At 34.1% G+C, this 18,906-nt stretch carries 16 protein-coding genes and 2 pseudogenes; 6 read left to right on the plus strand and 12 right to left on the minus strand.

The annotated features are described in order from the left end of the window. Nucleotides 1–370, plus strand: a pseudogene (locus AS161_RS09360) (DDE-type integrase/transposase/recombinase); the annotation flags it as partial. Nucleotides 371–454: 84 nt separating this feature from the next. Here AS161_RS09360 and AS161_RS08540 read toward each other — a convergent pair. The 10 genes and pseudogenes from AS161_RS08540 to AS161_RS08580 form a co-directional block, all read right to left on the minus strand. Then, nucleotides 455–1,762 (minus strand): hypothetical protein, encoded by a 1,308-nt coding sequence (locus AS161_RS08540; protein WP_164542492.1) that lies wholly within the window; start codon nucleotides 1,760–1,762, stop codon nucleotides 455–457. Between the two features lie 132 nt (nucleotides 1,763–1,894). Continuing rightward, a complete protein-coding gene (locus AS161_RS08545) occupies nucleotides 1,895–3,127 on the minus strand; it encodes a glycosyltransferase family 4 protein (protein WP_164542493.1) in 1,233 nt (410 codons plus the stop codon). A gap of 37 nt (nucleotides 3,128–3,164) precedes the next feature. Further along, complete coding sequence (gene wecB, locus AS161_RS08550; protein ID WP_164542494.1) at nucleotides 3,165–4,292, minus strand: UDP-N-acetylglucosamine 2-epimerase (non-hydrolyzing); 1,128 nt, start codon at nucleotides 4,290–4,292, stop codon at nucleotides 3,165–3,167. A gap of 3 nt (nucleotides 4,293–4,295) precedes the next feature. Then, nucleotides 4,296–5,405: an NAD-dependent epimerase/dehydratase family protein gene (locus AS161_RS08555; protein ID WP_164542495.1), complete on the minus strand. Its 1,110-nt coding sequence runs from the start codon at nucleotides 5,403–5,405 to the stop codon at nucleotides 4,296–4,298. Next, nucleotides 5,402–6,448 (minus strand): polysaccharide biosynthesis protein, encoded by a 1,047-nt coding sequence (locus AS161_RS08560; protein ID WP_164542496.1) that lies wholly within the window; start codon nucleotides 6,446–6,448, stop codon nucleotides 5,402–5,404. Before AS161_RS08560 ends, AS161_RS08555 begins: the two co-directional genes overlap by 4 nt. Before the next feature lie 31 nt (nucleotides 6,449–6,479). Next, a complete protein-coding gene (locus tag AS161_RS08565) occupies nucleotides 6,480–7,691 on the minus strand; it encodes a glycosyltransferase family 4 protein (RefSeq protein ID WP_164542497.1) in 1,212 nt (403 codons plus the stop codon). A gap of 117 nt (nucleotides 7,692–7,808) precedes the next feature. Then, complete coding sequence (locus AS161_RS09365; protein ID WP_241241372.1) at nucleotides 7,809–8,081, minus strand: hypothetical protein; 273 nt, start codon at nucleotides 8,079–8,081, stop codon at nucleotides 7,809–7,811. Between the two features lie 17 nt (nucleotides 8,082–8,098). Continuing rightward, nucleotides 8,099–8,734: pseudogene (locus AS161_RS08570) on the minus strand (mannose-1-phosphate guanylyltransferase). Nucleotides 8,735–8,875: 141 nt separating this feature from the next. Beyond that, entirely contained in the window at nucleotides 8,876–9,334 is a 459-nt protein-coding gene (locus AS161_RS08575) for an RNase H family protein (protein WP_164542498.1), read from the minus strand. Nucleotides 9,335–9,356: 22 nt separating this feature from the next. Continuing rightward, nucleotides 9,357–10,760, minus strand: coding sequence for a S41 family peptidase (locus AS161_RS08580; RefSeq protein WP_164542499.1), 1,404 nt, complete (start codon nucleotides 10,758–10,760; stop codon nucleotides 9,357–9,359). 169 nt (nucleotides 10,761–10,929) lie between these two features. On the opposite strand from AS161_RS08580, the gene AS161_RS08585 reads away from it, so the two are divergent. Together AS161_RS08585 and AS161_RS08595 are read left to right on the plus strand one after the other, a co-directional pair. Further along, complete coding sequence (locus AS161_RS08585; protein WP_164542500.1) at nucleotides 10,930–12,480, plus strand: FGGY-family carbohydrate kinase; 1,551 nt, start codon at nucleotides 10,930–10,932, stop codon at nucleotides 12,478–12,480. A gap of 587 nt (nucleotides 12,481–13,067) precedes the next feature. Then, complete coding sequence (locus AS161_RS08595; protein WP_164542501.1) at nucleotides 13,068–14,390, plus strand: S8 family peptidase; 1,323 nt, start codon at nucleotides 13,068–13,070, stop codon at nucleotides 14,388–14,390. Between the two features lie 80 nt (nucleotides 14,391–14,470). Here AS161_RS08595 and AS161_RS08600 read toward each other — a convergent pair whose 3' ends face one another. After that, entirely contained in the window at nucleotides 14,471–14,701 is a 231-nt protein-coding gene (locus tag AS161_RS08600; protein ID WP_011993734.1) for a DUF3783 domain-containing protein, read from the minus strand. Between the two features lie 35 nt (nucleotides 14,702–14,736). Then, nucleotides 14,737–15,960 carry an MFS transporter gene (locus AS161_RS08605; RefSeq protein ID WP_164542502.1) on the minus strand — a complete coding sequence of 408 codons (1,224 nt, stop codon included), beginning with the start codon at nucleotides 15,958–15,960 and terminating at the stop codon, nucleotides 14,737–14,739. Between the two features lie 147 nt (nucleotides 15,961–16,107). Here AS161_RS08605 and AS161_RS08610 point away from each other — a divergent pair, with 147 nt between their 5' ends. From AS161_RS08610 to AS161_RS08620, 3 genes are read left to right on the plus strand one after another with little or no spacing between them, the layout of a single operon-like run. Further along, nucleotides 16,108–17,235 carry a glycosyltransferase family 2 protein gene (locus AS161_RS08610; RefSeq protein ID WP_241241373.1) on the plus strand — a complete coding sequence of 376 codons (1,128 nt, stop codon included), beginning with the start codon at nucleotides 16,108–16,110 and terminating at the stop codon, nucleotides 17,233–17,235. A 33-nt stretch (nucleotides 17,236–17,268) separates the two neighbouring features. Beyond that, on the plus strand, nucleotides 17,269–17,916 hold the full coding sequence (locus AS161_RS08615; RefSeq protein WP_164542504.1) for a glycerol-3-phosphate acyltransferase: 648 nt from the start codon (nucleotides 17,269–17,271) through the stop codon (nucleotides 17,914–17,916). A gap of 15 nt (nucleotides 17,917–17,931) precedes the next feature. Continuing rightward, nucleotides 17,932–18,906 (plus strand): aromatic ring-hydroxylating dioxygenase subunit alpha, encoded by a 975-nt coding sequence (locus tag AS161_RS08620; RefSeq protein WP_164542505.1) that lies wholly within the window; start codon nucleotides 17,932–17,934, stop codon nucleotides 18,904–18,906.

Raw genomic sequence — 18,906 nt, forward strand, 5'->3', positions numbered from 1 at the left:
GATTATCAAGTTATCTTCTATTCTTTCGCTTTTTGAGTTTGAGAATGTATTTAAAGTTCATGGTAGTGAAGTCTAAATAGAGTTAATAACCGATGGACTAAAAGCGTACGAGATAGCAGTGAAACTAAATTTTGATAATGTTGAGCACAGAGAAGTAAGACTAGGTAAAAACAACGAATGTGAATCGAAATTTTCGTTATTTAAGGTGTTTGTGAAAGCGAAAAAGAGCTTCAAGAAATTTAGCAACATACGGTACTATGTAAATGGTTTTTGTGTAGTAAGGAACCTATGCAAGTTATATGAGAACGAAAATGAGATGATTACTATAATTATTATAATCTTTAAAAATAGAGTAGTATTGCGTACTTAATTTTATTTTGGCAAAAAAATTGATAAATTTCATAATTAACTATTCTTTGATTTATATTTAATTATCTGTTTATTAATATGCTCTTTATTTGTGACGAGATAATGAGTTAAGAATTAAGATAAAAATATAAACAATCACAGGTAGGAAAATAGCTCCTCTTAATAAATTCAATGGCCCATAAACATACCAGCGTGGAGATGAAATTACTATAGTTAAAAATGTAAGACGGGCTAATAATGAAGAATTATATCTTAGTCTGTTCAAAAAAAACACAAAAAGTAATCCGAAAAGAATGACCATACTCCAAGATCCCCAGAAGTAGAAATGTGTTGGCAAAATACCTCCACCAACGTTTAAATAAAATTGTGCTGATAGAGTTGTTACATCAGATTTTGAAAAAAAACTACTGGAAGTAAAAACTGCTCCTAAAAATTGAAAGAAAGATTCAAATTTTAAATCTAAATTTGCAATCTGCGAAGCAGCTATATGTGTCGCAGAAGCGTAAAAACTATAAGTTGCTGTATCAAAAACAAAAAGAGATGAAAATAATATTTTTAAAACATCAAATAAAGATATGTTAAATGTATAACTTGCTCTATATGCTCCGATGAAGCTTAAAAGTATTAATCCGAAAAAGCCTAAAAGTAACAATTTAGAATAATCTAAATGCTCAATAAACAAAGTAAGTATTAGAACAAAAATTATTTGAAGAGAAGTAACTCGACCTCCATAATAAAAATCTTTAAGAATATAAAGTAAAGATAGAATTATTATTAGTACTTTTCTCCACTTTTTTTTTCCAACCATGAAACTAGAAGAAAGGAAAAATATTTTGGAATATTCAAAAGCAGGAGTAATTGCTACATTGTAAACAGTACGATCAATATCTCTAGTTTGAAAAAAAATATATATTGATATGAAAATCATTGATAAAAAAACAAAATCATTTTCAATTTCAAATGGGCGATTAAAAGTTAAATATGGGCGAGGTTTATAAAATATAAAAACGATTGTTATAAAAACAAGAATTACGCGTATGGCAATACCATAATTTACAAGGTTTTCAACTTCATTTAATGGACAACTAGTAGGAACTGTTGTTAAAAATTCGCCAATAGATATACTGTAATTTATATACATTATAAAACTAGCCATTAAAAACATTGGTAGATTATTAAGAGTTTCTAATACCCATAGAAATGAGATAAAAACTAACGTTATTGCCGCTAAATTATTAGTTATCTTATTATAGTCATATAGCAATAATAATAAAACTATACAGACTATTAGAGTTTTTAAGATTAAGATCAAGTATTTTTTTGATTGATATTGAACAAAAAGCCTTGTTTCATAGAGACTAACATAACTATTAATATTGCTTTTTAAATTCATACTTTAACATCCTTTCATATGACTTTAAATAAGGCTGTAAGGTTTCCCAGAAAATTGAACAAAAATCAATATAAATTAGATATCTTTGAATACCTCTCCTGTATTTCTGTATTTCAATGCACTGTTTTGGAACTATTGCCTTTCTTTTTTCAAATTATTTCTTTCAAATAAATCATGGTATAGATTCAAATATTTTCCGAAATTTGATTCTTTGTTAAAAAACTCAACAACTCTACTCCTACAATATTGACTATATTTTTCTTTTCCACTAAATTTTACTATTTTTATTTTTTCATAAAAATCATTAACATTTCCTTTTTCAACAATAAATCCAGTATTCTCATCTATTGTTTCTACACTTCCACCAGTGTTAAAAGTTATCACAGGAGTTCCACAAGATAAAGCTTCTAAGTTTACAGTTGGAAAATTGTCTTCCAATGTTGGATTAACAAAAACATCAGCGCCTGAATATATTTCTACTAGTTCTTCTACACTATTTGTCCTTTCAATTCCAATTATATTATATGGCATTTCCTTCAATTGTTTTTTATTCAATCCAACCAAAACTATTACCTCATCCTTATCTAAAGTTTTTGACAATTCAATAAAATACTTTAACCCCTTTCTTTCCTCCCAAATGTTGGCAACTCCAAGTATAACAAATTTTCCTTCTAAATTGTACTTCTTTCTGAAATTGCCTTGAGTTGGTTTAAAAACGTTCGTGTCTATTCCGTTTGGAATAACTTCTATGGGATATTCTTTAAGAAATGATTGTTTAACTAAATTTGCAAGCCATTGTGAAGGAGTAACTATTACCATTTTCTTTAAACCAGTAAAAATCATTTTTTTCATTTCATAATTTTTCTTTGAGTTATCCAAAATATAACTTTTAGGATATCTATTTTTTTGTGGGCAGTTAAAACAGCCAGTTTTCCATTTTTCGCAACCTATATAATCAAAATATGAACAATGACCTGTGAACGCCCAACAATCGTGGAGAGTCCATACTACTTGTTTGTTTTTTTCCTTGAGATAGTCAAATAGAAGCTTTATGTTTATATAATAACCATGAATATTGTGTAAGTGAATTATATCTGGATTTATTCTTTCCAATTCCTTTAAAAATTTAATTGTTGCACGTTTTGAGCCAAATCCATGTAAATCAAAAATTCTTGTTAAGGCAACGTGCGAATAGACATCAAATTTAGAGCCTATTTGAATAGCTTCTGGACAATTTTTGGCAGGTGGACGACCATATGCTATGTAACTTTCATGTCCAGAGTTTAAAAGTGTTTTGTGTATATCCAAGACTATTCGCCCTGTACTACCTATTCCACAAACCGAGTTTATTTGTAAGATTTTCATAAAACCTCCTAGCAAATATATTTTTTAAATACATTTCTCAATGCTCTTGCCAAACAACTCTTTTTACATAATCAGTATACGATAAAATAATTCTCAATACTTTTTCAGAAACATTATCAACATCGTAGTCTTTTGTTATTCTTATTGTGCCATCTTTTTGTTCTTCTAATATTTCAAGACCTTGCAATATTCTTTCTTTATTTAAACCGACCATCATTACAGTTGCTTCTTCCATCGCTTCTGGGCGTTCATGAGCTTCTCTTATATTAAGCGCTCTTAATCCTAAAATAGATGTTTCTTCACTAATCGTACCACTATCGCTTAAAACTGCTTTTGCACATATTTGAAGTTTCACGTAATCTGAAAAACTTAGTGGTTTTAAAAGCTTAACAAGTTCATTGAATTGAATTTTCTTCTGTTCTATCATTTTTCTGGTTCTTGGATGTGTACTGAAAATGATTGGTAATTGGTATTTCTCGGCAATATTATTTATACTTTCAACAAGCATATAAAAATGCTTTTCGTCATTTATATTCTCTTCCCTATGCGAAGAGAGAACAAAGTATTTACCTTCATCCAAATTTAATTGTTCAAGAATTTTCGAATTTTGAATCTTATGCCAATTTTTCATTATGACTTCTTTCATTGGGCTGCCTGTTTTAATTATTCTGTCTGGTGGGAATCCTTCGCGGATAAGATATTCTCGGGAAATGCTACTGTATGTTAGATTAATATCTGCAATGTGGTCAACAATTTTCCTGTTTATCTCTTCTGGGACTCTTTGATCGAAACACCTGTTACCTGCTTCCATATGGAATATTGGTATTTTTCTTCTCTTGGCAGCTATAGCCGAAAGACAGCTATTTGTGTCTCCAAGTACCAAAAAAGCATCTGGCTTTTCTTTTTCAAGAATAGGATCTATTTTTAATAATATATTTCCTATCGTTTCTACAGGGGAACCTGTGGCCGCATTTAAGAAGTAGTCTGGTTTTCTTATTTCTAAGTCTTCAAAGAATACTTGATTTAGTTCGTAGTCATAATTCTGACCAGTGTGAACTAATATATGTTCAACTGCAGCACATGAGTCTAATCTTTTAATAACTTCAGACAGTCTGATTATTTCAGGTCTTGTGCCAACCACTGTCATAACTTTAAGTTTCTTCATTATTCAAACCTCCAAATAATATGTGTCTGGTTTTTCAGGATTAAATATTTCACTTGCCCAAAAGATTGTAATTAGGTCACTTTGTCCGATGTTGGTTATAGAATGCGTATAACCTGGTGGGATATCAATTACTTGGAGTTTATCACCACTAACTTTATACTCAATAATTTCGTCAGAATTTATTTTTCTAAGCTTTATTAAAGCTTCACCATAAATAACGAGAAATTTTTCGACTTTTGTATGATGCCAGTGGTTTCCTCGAGTAATTCCAGGCTTTGTCCTTGACACAAATATTTGTCCAAAATTTTCGGATTTTATAAATTCACTTAACCATCCTCTGTTATCTTGCTTCATTTCTAATTCATAATTTAGGTTATCTTCAGGAAGATAAGAAATGAAAGTTGCAAATAATTTCTTATCAAAAGAGTCTTTTAAATCTGGCATTAACAGTGATTCACGACTGTTTTTAAAAGTATAAAGCTTTTCAACAATCTGCGAAATCTTCACTTTGTATTCTATTTTTACCTTATGATACCCACTTTCCAGATTTTCAAAGTTTTTCATAGTTTGAATGAATTCATCTACCACATCGTCGATGTAAACAAGATTCAAAACTTTTTCAGGATCATCTATGCGTATTGGCAGATTTCTAGCTATATTATAGCAAAAAGTAGCTATTGCGGAATTGTAATTAGGTCTGCTCCATTTTCCGAAAACATTTGGCAAACGATATATGAAAACTTTGGCATTAGCATGTTTCGAATATTGAAGAAGTACTTCTTCAGCTGCTTTCTTACTCTTTCCGTAGGGATTATCTAGTTCTGCTTGTATTGAAGAAGAAAATACAATAGGTATGCTTTTTTTATTATCGATTAGATAATCGCATATGAATTTCGTGTACTCAAAATTTCCTTTCCAATACTCATCAACATTTTGAGATCTATTTACTCCGGCAAGATGAAATATGAATTCAACATTCAAAAGCGCTTGCTCTAAATCTTGCATTGTAGAATTTGAATCTATCTCAATTATATCACTGAATCCTAAGTTATTTAACTGTGAAATTAGATTTTTACCTATGAAACCATTTGAACCGGTTATTAGTATTTTCATTTTATCACTCCAAATTCACGTAAATCTTCTTGAATTTCATACAAATTAAGAAGAATTTGTTTTAATTCTTCTTTATTAAGCATATAGGTATCATTAGATGTGTATTCTTGAACCTCTGATAATTTTTCATCACCAATTGAAAAATACTTGTCGTAATTCAAATCTCTTGTGTCTGCCGGTATTTTGTAAAATTCTCCGAGGTCAATAGCTTTGGCCATCTCTTCACGAGTAATAAGTGTTTCGTGCTTTTTCTCTCCATGCCTCGTTCCAATAATTTTTATTGGATGATTTTCTCTTCCTAATAATTCTCTTATGGTTTCCGCAAGCAAACCTATTGTAGCAGCAGGTGCTTTTTTGACGAATATATCGCCACTTTTCCCGTTCTTAAAAGCATACAGCACAAGTTCAACAGCTTCATCAAGACTCATCATAAACCTTGTCATTGTAGGGTCGGTTATTGTAATTGGTACATTTCTTCTTATTTGATCGATAAATAATGGTATCACCGATCCACGTGATGCCATTACATTACCATATCTTGTAATACATATCGTTGTTTCGTCGGTTTCCCTTGACTTTGCAATAGCAACTTTTTCCATGAGAGCTTTTGACATACCCATTGCGTTTATTGGATAAACTGCTTTATCTGTGCTTAGGCATACAACTTTTTTAACACCGTTATTAATAGCTGCTGTCAACACGTTATCAGTACCTATAATATTTGTTTTAACTGCTTCCATTGGGTAAAATTCACAAGATGGAACTTGTTTAAGTGCTGCAGCATGGAATATATAATCCACACCTTTTGTAGCATGTTGAATGGAATTGTAATCTCTTACATCGCCAATGTAAAATTTTAGTTTTGGATTTTTGTAAAAGTTCCTCATATCATCTTGTTTTTTCTCATCTCTTGAAAATATTCTTATTTCACGAACGTCTAAATTCATAATTTTTCTTAAAAATGCATTACCGAAAGAGCCTGTTCCACCTGTTATTAATACCACTTTATCTTTAAAATCATCTTTGAAAAGTTCTATATTCATAGTGCTTCGCCTCCAGTAATTTAATATTATATTATTCAAAATATTTTAAAAGTTTTGGTATCAAAACTTGTTTACTAAAATGTTTAATATAATATTCGTAACCACGATAGCCCATCAATTGAAGTTCAGAATTTTTCATTTCAGAAAGTTTCAAAATTGCTTCAACAATTCCATTTATGTCATTTTGTTCAACACAAATTCCGCATTTTGCTTCTTCAATTATACGCTTTGTCTCGCCGTCAGCTATTGCAAGTATTGGTTTACCACAAGCCATATATGATTGTAATTTTGCTGGTATGTATTTTGAGAGGAGCTCATTTTTTTGGTAACTAAGTAAAACAACATCACTTGCGGATATGTACCTTGGAATTTCTTTAGAAGGTTTATAGTCTACAAAATTGAACATTTGTTCAACATTATTTTCTTTAATTATTTTTATCAATTTCTCTTTTGCTCGCCCATCACCGATTAAATTAAAGACGATTCTTTTAGACGTTTTTTCCAAAAGAACTTTAGCAATTTTTGGAAGTATTTCTAATCCCTGGGCATATCCAACATTTCCTGTAAATGTGATGTTGAAAACTTTACTGTCAAACTCAGGTACAGTAGATTTTTCAATAGGTTTGTAGAATTCTTCAGCATATTGTGGTAAGTATATTACTTTATCTTCTTCGATATTTCTTTTTAGTATTTCTTCTCTTAGACCCTGAGATGTGACAAAGATTAAATGCGAATTTGAATATATATAATTAACAATTTTATCAACGACACTTAGAACATATTTATTTTTTATTCCACCAGCTATTATAAGGCTTTCTGGCCATAAATCTTGTACATACAAATAAACTGGTTTTGAGAAGCGTTTCGAATACCATATTGCAGGAAGTGCTTGAAGTATAGGTGATGTTGCAAATACAAATACATAATCAAAGATTTCTTTCTCTATTTTTGACCAAAAATATCCTGATACAATAAAAGATAGATAGTTAATAGTTAACGTGATTTTGTTCTTAAATCTAGGAAATATAAACAACCTTTGTATATTTATTCCATTCCATTTTTCTTTTCTTCTTTTCCAAAAACTGTAACCTTTATAAAAACGTCCAGCAGGATAATTTGGAATACCAGTTACGACTTTCACATCGTAATTGTTTTTAACAAATTCTAATGCAATATCGTTTATTCTAAATTGCTCAGGATAAAAATGGAGGGAAATTATTAAAATTCTTTTTTTTCTGGACAATTTTATTCCTCCTAAGATAAAGTAAAAACAATATTTTTAAATTAAATGAATTCATTAATTTTCATTATTTGTTAATAGTTTTCACTATTATTTAACATCTAAAGATAAAAAATAATTTCATATTTGTCTCATGATTTTCATCGCTTCCCTAATCTTCTCAACTTCTTCAGCCTTGCAGACTAATATTCCATTCTCACTCTCAACAACTATTATATCATTTATCCCTATCACTATCGTTGGTTTGGTTGTAAGCACAAATGCATTTTGTGAGTCTATGGTCACTGAGTTTTTAGAATTGCTTACTCCTAATTCTTTCAGCGACTTGAAATTCCCAACATCTGACCATATGAATTCGGATTTGATTGTGTATATTCTGTCTGCTTTTTCCATTAATGCGTAATCTATGCTTATCGATGGAGTTTGTTCACACTTTTTTGTTGTTTAATGAAATACTCTGCTTTCCACATGAACATTCCACTATTCCAAAAGTAATTACCTTGGCTTATGTAAAACTGCGCTGTTTCGTAATTTGGTTTTTCATGGAATTTTTTGGCTATGGATATGTTTTGTTCAATTTGTTCACCTGATTCTATGTAACCATAGCCTGTCTCAATTCGAGTTGGTTTTATTCCAAAGGTTATTATACCATCATTTCTCTCCAAAAATTGCTCGGCTGTTTCAACAGTTTGCTAGAATTTTTCAATTTCTGGAATGTAATGGTCTGATGGAACAACTAAAATTATTTCTTCTGGGGCCATTTTCAATGTCCCATATGTACATGCTGGTGCTGTGTTTTTCTTGAGTGGCTCAGAGAGAATGTTTTCTTTTGGAATTTCAGGGATTTCTTGGTGAGTGATTTCGGTATAAATTTTATTCGTGACTATGAAAATGTCTTCTGGTTTTAATTTAAATGAAAGTCTTTCGAAAGTTTCTCTGAGAAGTGTTTTGTCAGAGAAAAGTTTCAAAAATTGTTTTGGAGTTTCTTTAGTCGATAACGGCCAAAATCTTTCGCCACTTCCACCTGCTAGGATTATTGCTTTCATATGTCTTCCTCCAGATTTTTTGACATTTCGATTGCGTAAGTTATTATAACCAAAAAAACTTTTCAGGTCAATTTTTTATTCAAATTTATACATTGCGGTAATATAGAGTTAAATTTTGAGTTGAGTGTCTTTGTTTGGTTTTTATCGATTTTCTGAAGAGTGTTTGCTATTGTTTTTATTTTTCAGCAATCTTTCCAAAAATTCTTCTATGCTTTTTCTGGATAGTTCATCAACGTAATTGTTGAATCTGTCATCTGTATGAGCTTTGACTTTTAGAAAGCTTACTTTTATTGTTTCACGCATTTCTCTTAATTTTCTCACGTATGAGTTTATACTCGGGTTTTTAGTCTTTCTATACGAAAATGCGAACATTGGTATTTCATTGTAATCGTGTATAATTGTGACTTCTTGTATACCCTGATTTTGGCAGTATTCTAGTGCTTTTATTACTCCAATTAGCTCGGCTGTTACGGAATTGCCATTTCTTAATATCATTGCTTCTTTTTGTGCAAATTTTATTTCTTCATTTTCAACAACAGCAAATGCATAACCTGCTAAATTTAATGATTCGTTGTAAGAACCATCGACGTAGATTTTCATACCCAATCCCCTTTCTTTTCTGTTATTTTCGAACTATTTCCAATGCTTTCTGCATTACTTCATCTTTTTCTTCTTTTAGGTAATTTATTCTGTCTTGTGTTGTGATTTGGATAGTGTGGTCAGGTTCTAGTGGTTTGTTGCCGTCTGGTTCGTTTATTTTTGATGTTGGATAAGTTAAAGCCAGTCTTATGCTATCTAAATATTGGTACGTTATGTCCGTTGTGTGGTTGATTTTTGTTAATGTTGGTTCGCCTATTGTTCTGCCTGGGTTGAGTTTTTTGAATGTGTAAGCGAAATCAAGCGCTGCGTTGTTTGTGTATCTGTCAAATAAAAGCCAAACTTGTGCTTTTATGTTTGGCTCTCTTGGTTTGAATTCATGCGAGAATGTTTGGTTTAGGATTTCTCCTGTGGTTTGTGTGAATTCTATGCCGTATTTTTCAAGTGTCTTTAAGATGTATGCTGTGTTAATTAATGATATATTGCGTGTAAACTTTATGTTGCTTTGTATGAGATGTTCGTAGATTTCCTTGAAGATGTTGAAGTCCTGGGCTTGGGAGTTTCGGATGTCGATGATGATTTTTTTCAGGTCTTTGTTGTATATTATTGTGTTGTCAAGGAATTCTCGGAATTTGTTGTAAGATGTACCTGAGAGTGAGAACGTGCGAATCTTTATAATCCCAACATCGTCTATGCGTTCAAAGGTGTACGGTGGCTCTGAACCGATTGATTGGTACTTTGCGCTTAAGGTTGGATAGCTGAAGAGTGTTACCGTTTTTACTTTTTCGGTTTGTTGTTGGTTTTCAAATGTGTATTGCACTTCGTATTCTTCTTGGTTGTAGAATATCCATACGAATCTTTGTTTTTTCCAAAGCAGTTCTGGTGAGAGCCAGATTAGTTGAGAAAGTTGTTGTTCTCTGAGTTCGTAATTTTCTCCTGAGGTGTAAGGAAGGAGTTGGTCTATTAGATTTTCTATTGGTATTTTGTTTATCGATAGTATTTTGGCGCCTGCAGGGATTTTGTCTGTTGCTGTTGATGTGACTATTGCGTTTTTGTCGATGATTTGGACTCTGAATGGAAGGACGCTGTAAACAGGTTCTGATGGTACCATGAACCTTAGGTTTTGGTCGTTAACAGCCGAAAAGATTGGCTGAATTAGTGAAAAAGCCTTTATAGGAAGTACTTTTTTGGTTTTTTCGTGCTTTAGGTTGTTGATAAGTGTTTGTATTTGTTGCATTTTCTCTTTAGAAAGTTTTTCTGGGTATATTTCAGATAGTATTCTTTCCAAATACGCTGTGTTTTCGATAACGTTTTCAACGGGTACAAGGCGTTTTTGGTACTTGTACAGCTCGATAATCCATGAGAGAACAAATGTTGTTACAAGACCAGAAATGATGAAAATGAAGATGAGTTTAGCCCCTATGCGCAATGTTGCTTCCCCCTTCTTTGTTTTTGTTTTTTGCTTTTTGCTTTTGTTTTTTTGGTTGTTATCTGTTTCAGATTGATTATATCATTTTATGGAAGGTTTTTGAAGGATAATATAATGTGATAAAATTTTAATAAAGTATGTATTTATGAGTGATAAGGAGTGAGTTGAGTTGAATGTTTTGGCAATTGATTGTGGTACTCAGAGTTTGAGGGCGATTGTGTTTTCGCACGAAGGGGAGATGTTGGTAAAGGAGAAAGTTGAATTTGAACCGTATTATTCACTCGATGTGGGATGGGCGGAGCAAAATCCAAATGTTTTTTGGAATGCGCTGTGTAGTGCCACTAATAAGTTGGCAAAGGATTATCCGGTTATTTTTGATTCGATTCAAGGTGTAACCCTTACAACGCAACGAGCCACTGTTGTTGTCGTGGATGAAAGAGGGGAGCCTTTGAGGGATGCTTTCATATGGCTCGATGAGCGTGAGGCAAAGGGAAAACCGAAATTGACGTTTTGGGAGAATTTGGCGTTCTCTTTGATTGGTAAGAAACCAACTGCACATATGGCTTGGAGAAGAAGTAAGGCAAATTATATGAGGATATATGAACCGGAGATTTGGAAAAGGGTGCATAAGTACCTTTTACTTTCTGGGTATTTGACTTACAAACTTACAGGTGAGTTTGTGGATTCCAAAGCATCGCAGGTGGGGTATATACCATTCGATTACAAAAGAAAAGATTGGATTTCTAACCCAAGACATTACAGATGGCACTTGTTTGGAATTGATAGAAATATGCTTCCAAATTTGGTTGAACCAACTAGATTGATTGGGTATGTGAGTGAGCAGGCATCTAAGGAAACTGGTTTGAAGAAAGGGTTGCCTGTGATAGCGGCTGGGGCGGATAAGCAGTGTGAAACTTTAGCAGTTGGTTGTTTTTCACCAGAGGTTGCGAGCATCAGTTTAGGTACGACGGCTACGATCCAAACAACGACGGATAAATATATAGAGCCGTTGCCGTTTATGCCGTCTTATCCATCCGTTGTACCAGGGAAGTACAATCCTGAAATAGAAGTTTTCAGAGGATATTGGTTAATTTCATGGTTCAAAAAAGAATTCGCGCACCATGAAGTTAGGGAAGCTGAGATGTTGGGTACAACCGCTGAAGAATTGCTTAATCAAAGGCTTAAAAATATTCCAGCTGGTAGTGAAGGGCTTATGCTTCAGCCAACTTGGACTGCTGGACTTGATAAGCCTTTCTCGAGGGGAGCGATAATTGGGTTTTCCGATAAGCACACGAGGATACATATATACAGGGCGATAATCGAAGGGATAAATTACGCTTTGATAGAAGGGGTTAAAAGTATAGAGAAGAAGACAAAGGTGAAGATTAAGAGGATAGGGCTTTCAGGTGGTGGAGCGACAAGCGATGAGATATCGCAAATAACGGCTAATATGTTTGGAGTTCCTACGTATAAGGTACAGACGAATGAGACTTCTGCTTTAGGTGCTGCAATTGCAGCTTTTATAGGGCTTGGGGTGTACAATTCTGTCGAGGAAGCCGTAAAAAATATGGTACACATCCAAAAGGAGTTCTATCCAGATATGAATGAACATGAGGTGTATTTGGAGTATTATAGGAAGGTGTATCTTAGAATATGGGAAGCACTTGGGGATTTGTACAAAGAGCTTGATTCGATATCAAGAAAAAGTAAAAAAATATAAACGCTATATGGAGATAAAGCGTAAAAATTTTGTTTTCATACCTTATCTTTAAAGTTCTTATTGGGAAAAAGGAAAAATCAAAATTAGGAGAAGATCGATGGCTATATTTTAAAAGAAGATTTGGTCCACCAGTAAGGTAAAATTATTGAAAGTATCTAATTGAAAGAGGGATTTCTAAAAATTCTCTTTGATTTTCTTTCGAGTATTTCATTGCCAACCTCTAGAATAATTTTGTAAAAATTCTTATCTTTAGAGCCGAGCCTGTAGAGATTCTCTAAGAAAATCTCATTTATTTTTCTTTTCCATACTCACTTAGAAGTTTTTTATATCTTCAGATGTGCCGAAAATCATTTTTCTAATTATCGTTTCAGTTCCTTCGCAGTAGTCCCAGGAAAAGTTCATATTCTCACCTTCTCTTATTATTTTACCACAAAAACACTTTGTTTTCAAATGTATACAAATTTTGAGAGTTTTAATAAAAAATAAATTGCAAATTCTTTAGAATTTAATATTTGTATGTTGATTTTTAACTTTAATTTACAGTAAAATATTCACATCATCCATCTTTTCCAAAGGGGGTATTTAGGGTGAAGAAGTATTTAGTTGTTGCACTGTCAGTATTGCTGGTAGTTCTTTTTGTGTACAGCTGTACAAACAGTTTTGAACCAAGGAACTTTGAGCCAAGGGACAAGTTCGGTGTTTCGGACAAGCTCGGTGTTTCTGGAACGGAAGAAGATTTTGTACCAGGCGAGTATGTTGTACAGATTGAAAACTCTGAAACGACTATCAGAGCTCTTAGTGGTTTGAAGGATGTTGAGGTAGTTAGAACATACGAATTTGAAGACGTTGCTATAGTAACGGTAAGAACGGAAAAGCCAGAGTTGCTCTCCACAGTTGCAGGTGTGAAGTCAGTTGACAAGAACTATATTTACAGAGCGCTTGCTACTCCAAATGATACGTATTACAAATATCAGTGGCATTACAATAATATAAAGATGCCACAGGCTTGGGATGTAATGAAATCGGCGAATGTGGTTGTTGCTGTTATTGATACTGGTGTAAGCTTTACGCATCCAGATTTGCAGGGAATATTTGTAACAGGTAAGGACTTTGTTGATGGAGATAGCAATCCAACGGATCCTGCTCAAGATGTTAGCCACGGTACGCACTGTATAGGTACAATAGCAGCGGTTACAAACAACAGCCTTGGTGTTGCTGGTGTTAACTGGGGTGGATATGGAATAAAGATAATGCCGATAAGGGTACTTGGTGCGGATGGTTCTGGAACACTTGATAATGTTGCTGCAGGTATAAGGTGGGCTGTTGATAACGGAGCAAAGATAGTGAGCATGAGCCTTGGTGGAAGTGGAGCACAAGTACTTATGGATGCGGTTAAATACGCATACAGCAAGAATGTAACGCTAGTTTGTGCGGCTGGTAATGAAAATCGTTCATCACTTTCATATCCAGCAGCATACGTTGAAACAATTGCAGTTGGCGCAACAAGATATGATAACAAGAGAGCACCTTACTCAAATTACAACTATACAAGGTACTACGATTCATATAAGAGAGCATATGTAACACACTATCTTGATGTTGTAGCACCTGGTGGAGATACGAGCGTTGACCAAAACGGCGATGGATACGCAGACGGTGTTCTCAGCACAACATGGACACCAACATATGGCAATACATACATGTTCTTGCAAGGTACATCGATGGCAACACCACATGTTTCAGCATTAGCAGCGATGCTTTACGCAAAAGGTTACACAACGCCAGAAGCAATTAGGTCAAGACTTATAAAGACAGCGTACAAGATTCCTAGATATACATACAACACCTCTGGTTGGAACAAGTACGTTGGATACGGACTTGTCGATGCATACAAGGCGCTGACATACTAATAAACTAAATAAACTAAAAAATACGAAAATATGTAATATAGAAGGCAGGCTTTTGAGCCTGCCTTCTATTTTTTATTTTTTTATTTTTGGTTCTGCTGATTTTGTTTCATTTTTTTAAATTCCTCATGTTCTTTGTTGAGTTCGTCGATTAGGTCTTTGACTTTCCATTCTAAGCTTGTTGGTGTTGTGCTTGCGAAGATTATCTCTTCACCTGGGAATGTCTCTTTGACCGCTTTCATGAGTTTTAGTATTTCTGATTTTTCAAAGTTGTGAAGTAAGACAACTTTTCTGTTTTGGCTTGTTTCTTCCATTGGTTTTCTCCCCCTTATGCTAAATACTAAATTAATTAAACTGCGTAATTTTCGCTTTTTTGATATGTTTCGTAATTTGGTGCGAATAGGAAGAAGAAGATAAATGAGCTTATTAGAAGTGAAGTGCCGATGAATAGTCCAAGGTATTTTGGACCTATGTATTGAATTATTAAAGAGCCGAAAAGAGGGCTTATTATCCTTGTTAAACTATCAACGGAATTGAATATCCCAAGTGTACCACCTAATCTGTCTCTTTCAACTGTTTTCGTTGCGATGGAGTTTACGGAAACTCCTATTAGTCCAGATATAACAGATAGAGGTGTTAAGAGTAAAATGAGTGTGATTAGGTTTGCTGAGAATGAGTAAAGTATCAAAAATGGTACTACCACAAATATCAGTGATTTTATTATATCATCTTCTTTATACTTTTTGGTAATTTTTCCAACAAGGAATCCTTGTGTGAATGCTATGAGAATTCCAACATATGCTAAGACAAAGCTTGTTTGTGAAAGAGGCAAATTAAGTCTTCTGAGTGAAAACAGTGCGAATGTTGATTCAAATGTTGTGAATCCAAATGAATAAAAGAATTTCGTTAAAAGAAGGTAAAACACAACAGGCCTGCTGATTGTTTTTTTCATCTCTTCGAATGTGAATGGCACTCTCCTTGCATCTTTCAGCGGTTTGGAATCTGGTAAAAGGAAGGTAATGTTTAGAAGGTTTATAAACGAAAGGCCTGCTGCAAAAAACGCTGGAACGTGAAAACCCCACCTGCTTAAAAATCCTCCTAGCCCAGGTCCTAAAATAAATCCCAAACCAAATGCCGCGCCTATAAGCCCTAAGCTTTTGGCACGTGATTTTTTGTCTGTAAAATCACTTATGTAAGATTGAGCTACGGTTATGTTTCCACCTGTTAATCCATCTAAAAGCCTTGAAATAAATATCAACGTTAGTGATTTTGCAAAGCCTAACAACAAAAGCGATAGGAATGTACCGCCAACGCTCAAAAGGAGTGCAATTTTCCTTCCGAATTTGTCAGACATCCTCCCTATGAGTGGAGACGCAAAGATCTGACCCAATGGGTATATCATCGAAAGGAATCCTATTACTATATCCTTTGCTCCAAATTCTTTCGCATAGTACGGAAGTAATGGTATAATTAAGCCAAAACCAAGCATATCAGCAAAGACTATAAAGAATAATGTTGTTAAAACCTTTTTAGTTTTGTCAATACCGTTAATACTTGATAGTTTCTCTTCCATTTGTATCCACCTCTGTATATTTTTTGATTATATTAGACTAAGTATAGACTAATTATACTAATTTTTTTAAGATAGTCAATGTATAATTTTGAATTATATTTAGATGATATAATAAATATCAAAGATGTAAAAAAGGGGGAGAATGGATTGAGGTTTTTAGATATTCCACTTCATCTTTTAGTGATTGGTCTTTCTGTGTTAATATCCTTTGCTTATTTGTTCTTTTCAAAGAGAAGGTATTTGGATGTTGAGGATATTAAGAGCGTTGAAAATGCTCAAGAAAATGGATTTAGTATTTCCGTTATCATACCAGCAAGGAATGAGGAGAGTAATATCGGTAAGATTTTAAGCCTTTTAAATTTGCAAACGGTTAAACCATATGAGGTCATAGTTGTGGATGATGATTCCACCGATAGAACCGCAGAGATTGTAAAGACGTTCCAGAATGATAATAAGGATATCAAGTTGATTAGTTTGAAAGAAGAACCACCTGAGGGGTGGGTTGGAAAGTCTTGGGCAATTTGGAATGGTTACAAATATTCATCAGGTGATATTTTGATTTTTATGGATGCGGATGTTGAGCCTGGTGAGAAGACTTTGGAGGCTTTGGTTAGTAAGTACAGAAGATACGGCGGTTTAATATCCGTTTGGCCGTACCAAAGGTTTGAGAAGTTTTATGAGCATTTGAATTTGGTTTTCAATCTTGTTGTTACGTACGCTGGTAATATGTTGGGATTTCCATCTAAAATGCCCGTTGGAGCATTTGGACCTGTTATACTAACTTCGAGGAAAGATTACGAAAAGACTGGCGGACATGTAACGATAAAGGATTCAGTGCTGGAGGATATAAAGCTTGGGAAGTTGTATGTTGAGAGTGGTATTAGGGTGACGAATTTACTTGGTAACAGTATTGTCAAGTTCAGGATGTATCCAAATGGTTTTAGGCAACTTTTTGAGGGGTTTTCAAAGAATATGTCTTCAGGGGCTATTAGCGGAGGAGTGTTGAATTTTCTCATCGCTCTTATTTGGTTATCTGGTTTTTATTCGTCTTTTGCTTCTTTTAATATGCCTTTGGGGTATGTGGTTTTAAGGTATACAGGCTTTGCGATTATAGTCTATCTTCTTTCCAAACCGATAGGTGATTACAAATGGTACGATGCGATCATTTATCCGCTACATTTTATTTTCTTTGCTGTTGTTTTTCTTTATTCTTTGTACAAAACCACAATCCTTAAGAAAGTTACATGGCGTGGAAGGGAAATAAAAATTAAATAAATAAAATAGATTGTCTAATTGGGAGGATAGTGCATGGAAAGTTCGCAAAGATATCTTTTTTATGTTGCCTTGATATTTCTTCAATTTTTATCAGGCTCGGTTATGTATGCGTATATTATAGCCAAGCTGAAGGGTATTGATTTGAAGAATGTGAGAGATGGTAATCCTGGTTCAACGAATCTTTGGAGAGCAGCAGGTTGGAAGTATGGATTTTTGGCGTTGACGTTGGATTACTTTAAAGGGGTTTTACCAATTGCTTTTTTCGCTTGGAATAATTTTTTTAGTATAATTAGTATAAATAGATACGTTTTAGCTGTTGCGGCGTTTGCGGGGGTTTTAGGGCACGCGTTTTCCCCTTTTTTGAAATTCAAAGGTGGTAAGGCTGTTGCAACGATGTTTGGCGCTTGGTCTGTTTTGACTAAGTGGGAAGGACCTATATTGTTAGGAGGCGTTTTTACAATCTTTTCTATATTCAATAAAATCAAAGGGAAGAAAAAGACAACTCCCGAAGAGGATGCCTTTAGAGTATTGTTAGGGTTCATTGCTTTGCTTTTTTACACAATTTGGAAGGCTTTTAATGGTATGCCAGAGTTGGTTTTGTTGTACGTTGGAAATGCTATTGTGGTTTTATATAAGCACCGTGTGGAATTGAGAAATTATTTTTTGGAGATTAAAAAATAAAGGGGGAAGATTTATATGATAAAAAACCAGTGGTATATTGTGCTTTCTTCTAAGGAAGTTAAAAAGGGAGAGCTTATAGGTGTTACGAGGTTTGGTGAGAAGCTTGCGCTCTGGAGAGATGCTGCAGGGAAGGTTCATTGTATTTCCGATATATGCTGTCACAGAGGGGCGTCTATTTCGCACGGAAGGATTCTTTCAAACGGTGAACGTGTGATGTGCCCGTTCCACGGGTTTGAATACGATTCAACTGGGAGGGTGCGGGTGATTCCCGCTAATGGGAGAAATACGCCGGTACCTGAGAATTTTAAGGTTAAAGCCTATCATACGTACGAATTAGCGGATTTTATCTGGATTTGGTATGGTGACGGTGAGCCAGCGAATCCACCGACGTATTTTGAGGATATAACGGGTGATTTGAGTTACAGCGAATTTAAAGAAGTTTGGAATGTACACTATTCGCGGGCTATAGAGAATCAGCTTGATGTTGTGCATGTACCGTTTGTGCATTACAACACTATTGGTAGGGGCAATAGGACAGTTGTGGATGGTCCAATTGTTAAGTGGTTTGGAGATACGATGTTTTATTTCTATGTCTTTAACCGAGTTGACGATGGAAGACCTGCGAGAAAACCCGAGGAGATAGGTTTAAATGAAAAAAGTCAAGTGTACTTGGAGTTTAAGTTTCCGAATATGTGGCAAAATCACATAGATGAGAAAATTAGGGTAACGGCTGCTTTTGTTCCCATCGATGATGAACATACCATGATTTATCTGAGGTTTTACATCGGTTTTACGAAGGTTAGGTTTTTGGATAAGTTTATAGCGTTGATGGGTATGCCGTTTAATAGAAAGATTTTACACCAAGATAAGCGTGTTGTGGAAACTCAGATTCCAAAGAAGAGTGAGCTTCGCATGGGAGAAAACCTTATACCCGGCGATGCGCCTATACTTGAGTACAGAAAAAAGAGGGAAGCTTTGAAAAATAGTTGA

The organism is Fervidobacterium sp. 2310opik-2 (assembly GCF_011057735.1).
Lineage (GTDB): Bacteria > Thermotogota > Thermotogae > Thermotogales > Fervidobacteriaceae > Fervidobacterium > Fervidobacterium nodosum.

What these genes read in the sequence shown, in the direction of transcription:
- AS161_RS08540 (WP_164542492.1), bottom strand. Translation starts at nt 1,762, where the DNA reads ATGAATTTAAAAAGCAATATTAATAGTTATGTTAGTCTCTATGAAACA.
- AS161_RS08545 (WP_164542493.1), bottom strand. Translation starts at nt 3,127, where the DNA reads ATGAAAATCTTACAAATAAACTCGGTTTGTGGAATAGGTAGTACAGGG.
- wecB (WP_164542494.1), bottom strand. Translation starts at nt 4,292, where the DNA reads ATGAAGAAACTTAAAGTTATGACAGTGGTTGGCACAAGACCTGAAATA.
- AS161_RS08555 (WP_164542495.1), bottom strand. Translation starts at nt 5,405, where the DNA reads ATGAAAATACTAATAACCGGTTCAAATGGTTTCATAGGTAAAAATCTA.
- AS161_RS08560 (WP_164542496.1), bottom strand. Translation starts at nt 6,448, where the DNA reads ATGAATATAGAACTTTTCAAAGATGATTTTAAAGATAAAGTGGTATTA.
- AS161_RS09365 (WP_241241372.1), bottom strand. Translation starts at nt 8,081, where the DNA reads ATGGAAAAAGCAGACAGAATATACACAATCAAATCCGAATTCATATGG.
- AS161_RS08575 (WP_164542498.1), bottom strand. Translation starts at nt 9,334, where the DNA reads ATGAAAATCTACGTCGATGGTTCTTACAACGAATCATTAAATTTAGCA.
- AS161_RS08600 (WP_011993734.1), bottom strand. Translation starts at nt 14,701, where the DNA reads ATGGAAGAAACAAGCCAAAACAGAAAAGTTGTCTTACTTCACAACTTT.
- AS161_RS08605 (WP_164542502.1), bottom strand. Translation starts at nt 15,960, where the DNA reads ATGGAAGAGAAACTATCAAGTATTAACGGTATTGACAAAACTAAAAAG.
- AS161_RS08615 (WP_164542504.1), top strand. Translation starts at nt 17,269, where the DNA reads ATGGAAAGTTCGCAAAGATATCTTTTTTATGTTGCCTTGATATTTCTT.
- AS161_RS08620 (WP_164542505.1), top strand. Translation starts at nt 17,932, where the DNA reads ATGATAAAAAACCAGTGGTATATTGTGCTTTCTTCTAAGGAAGTTAAA.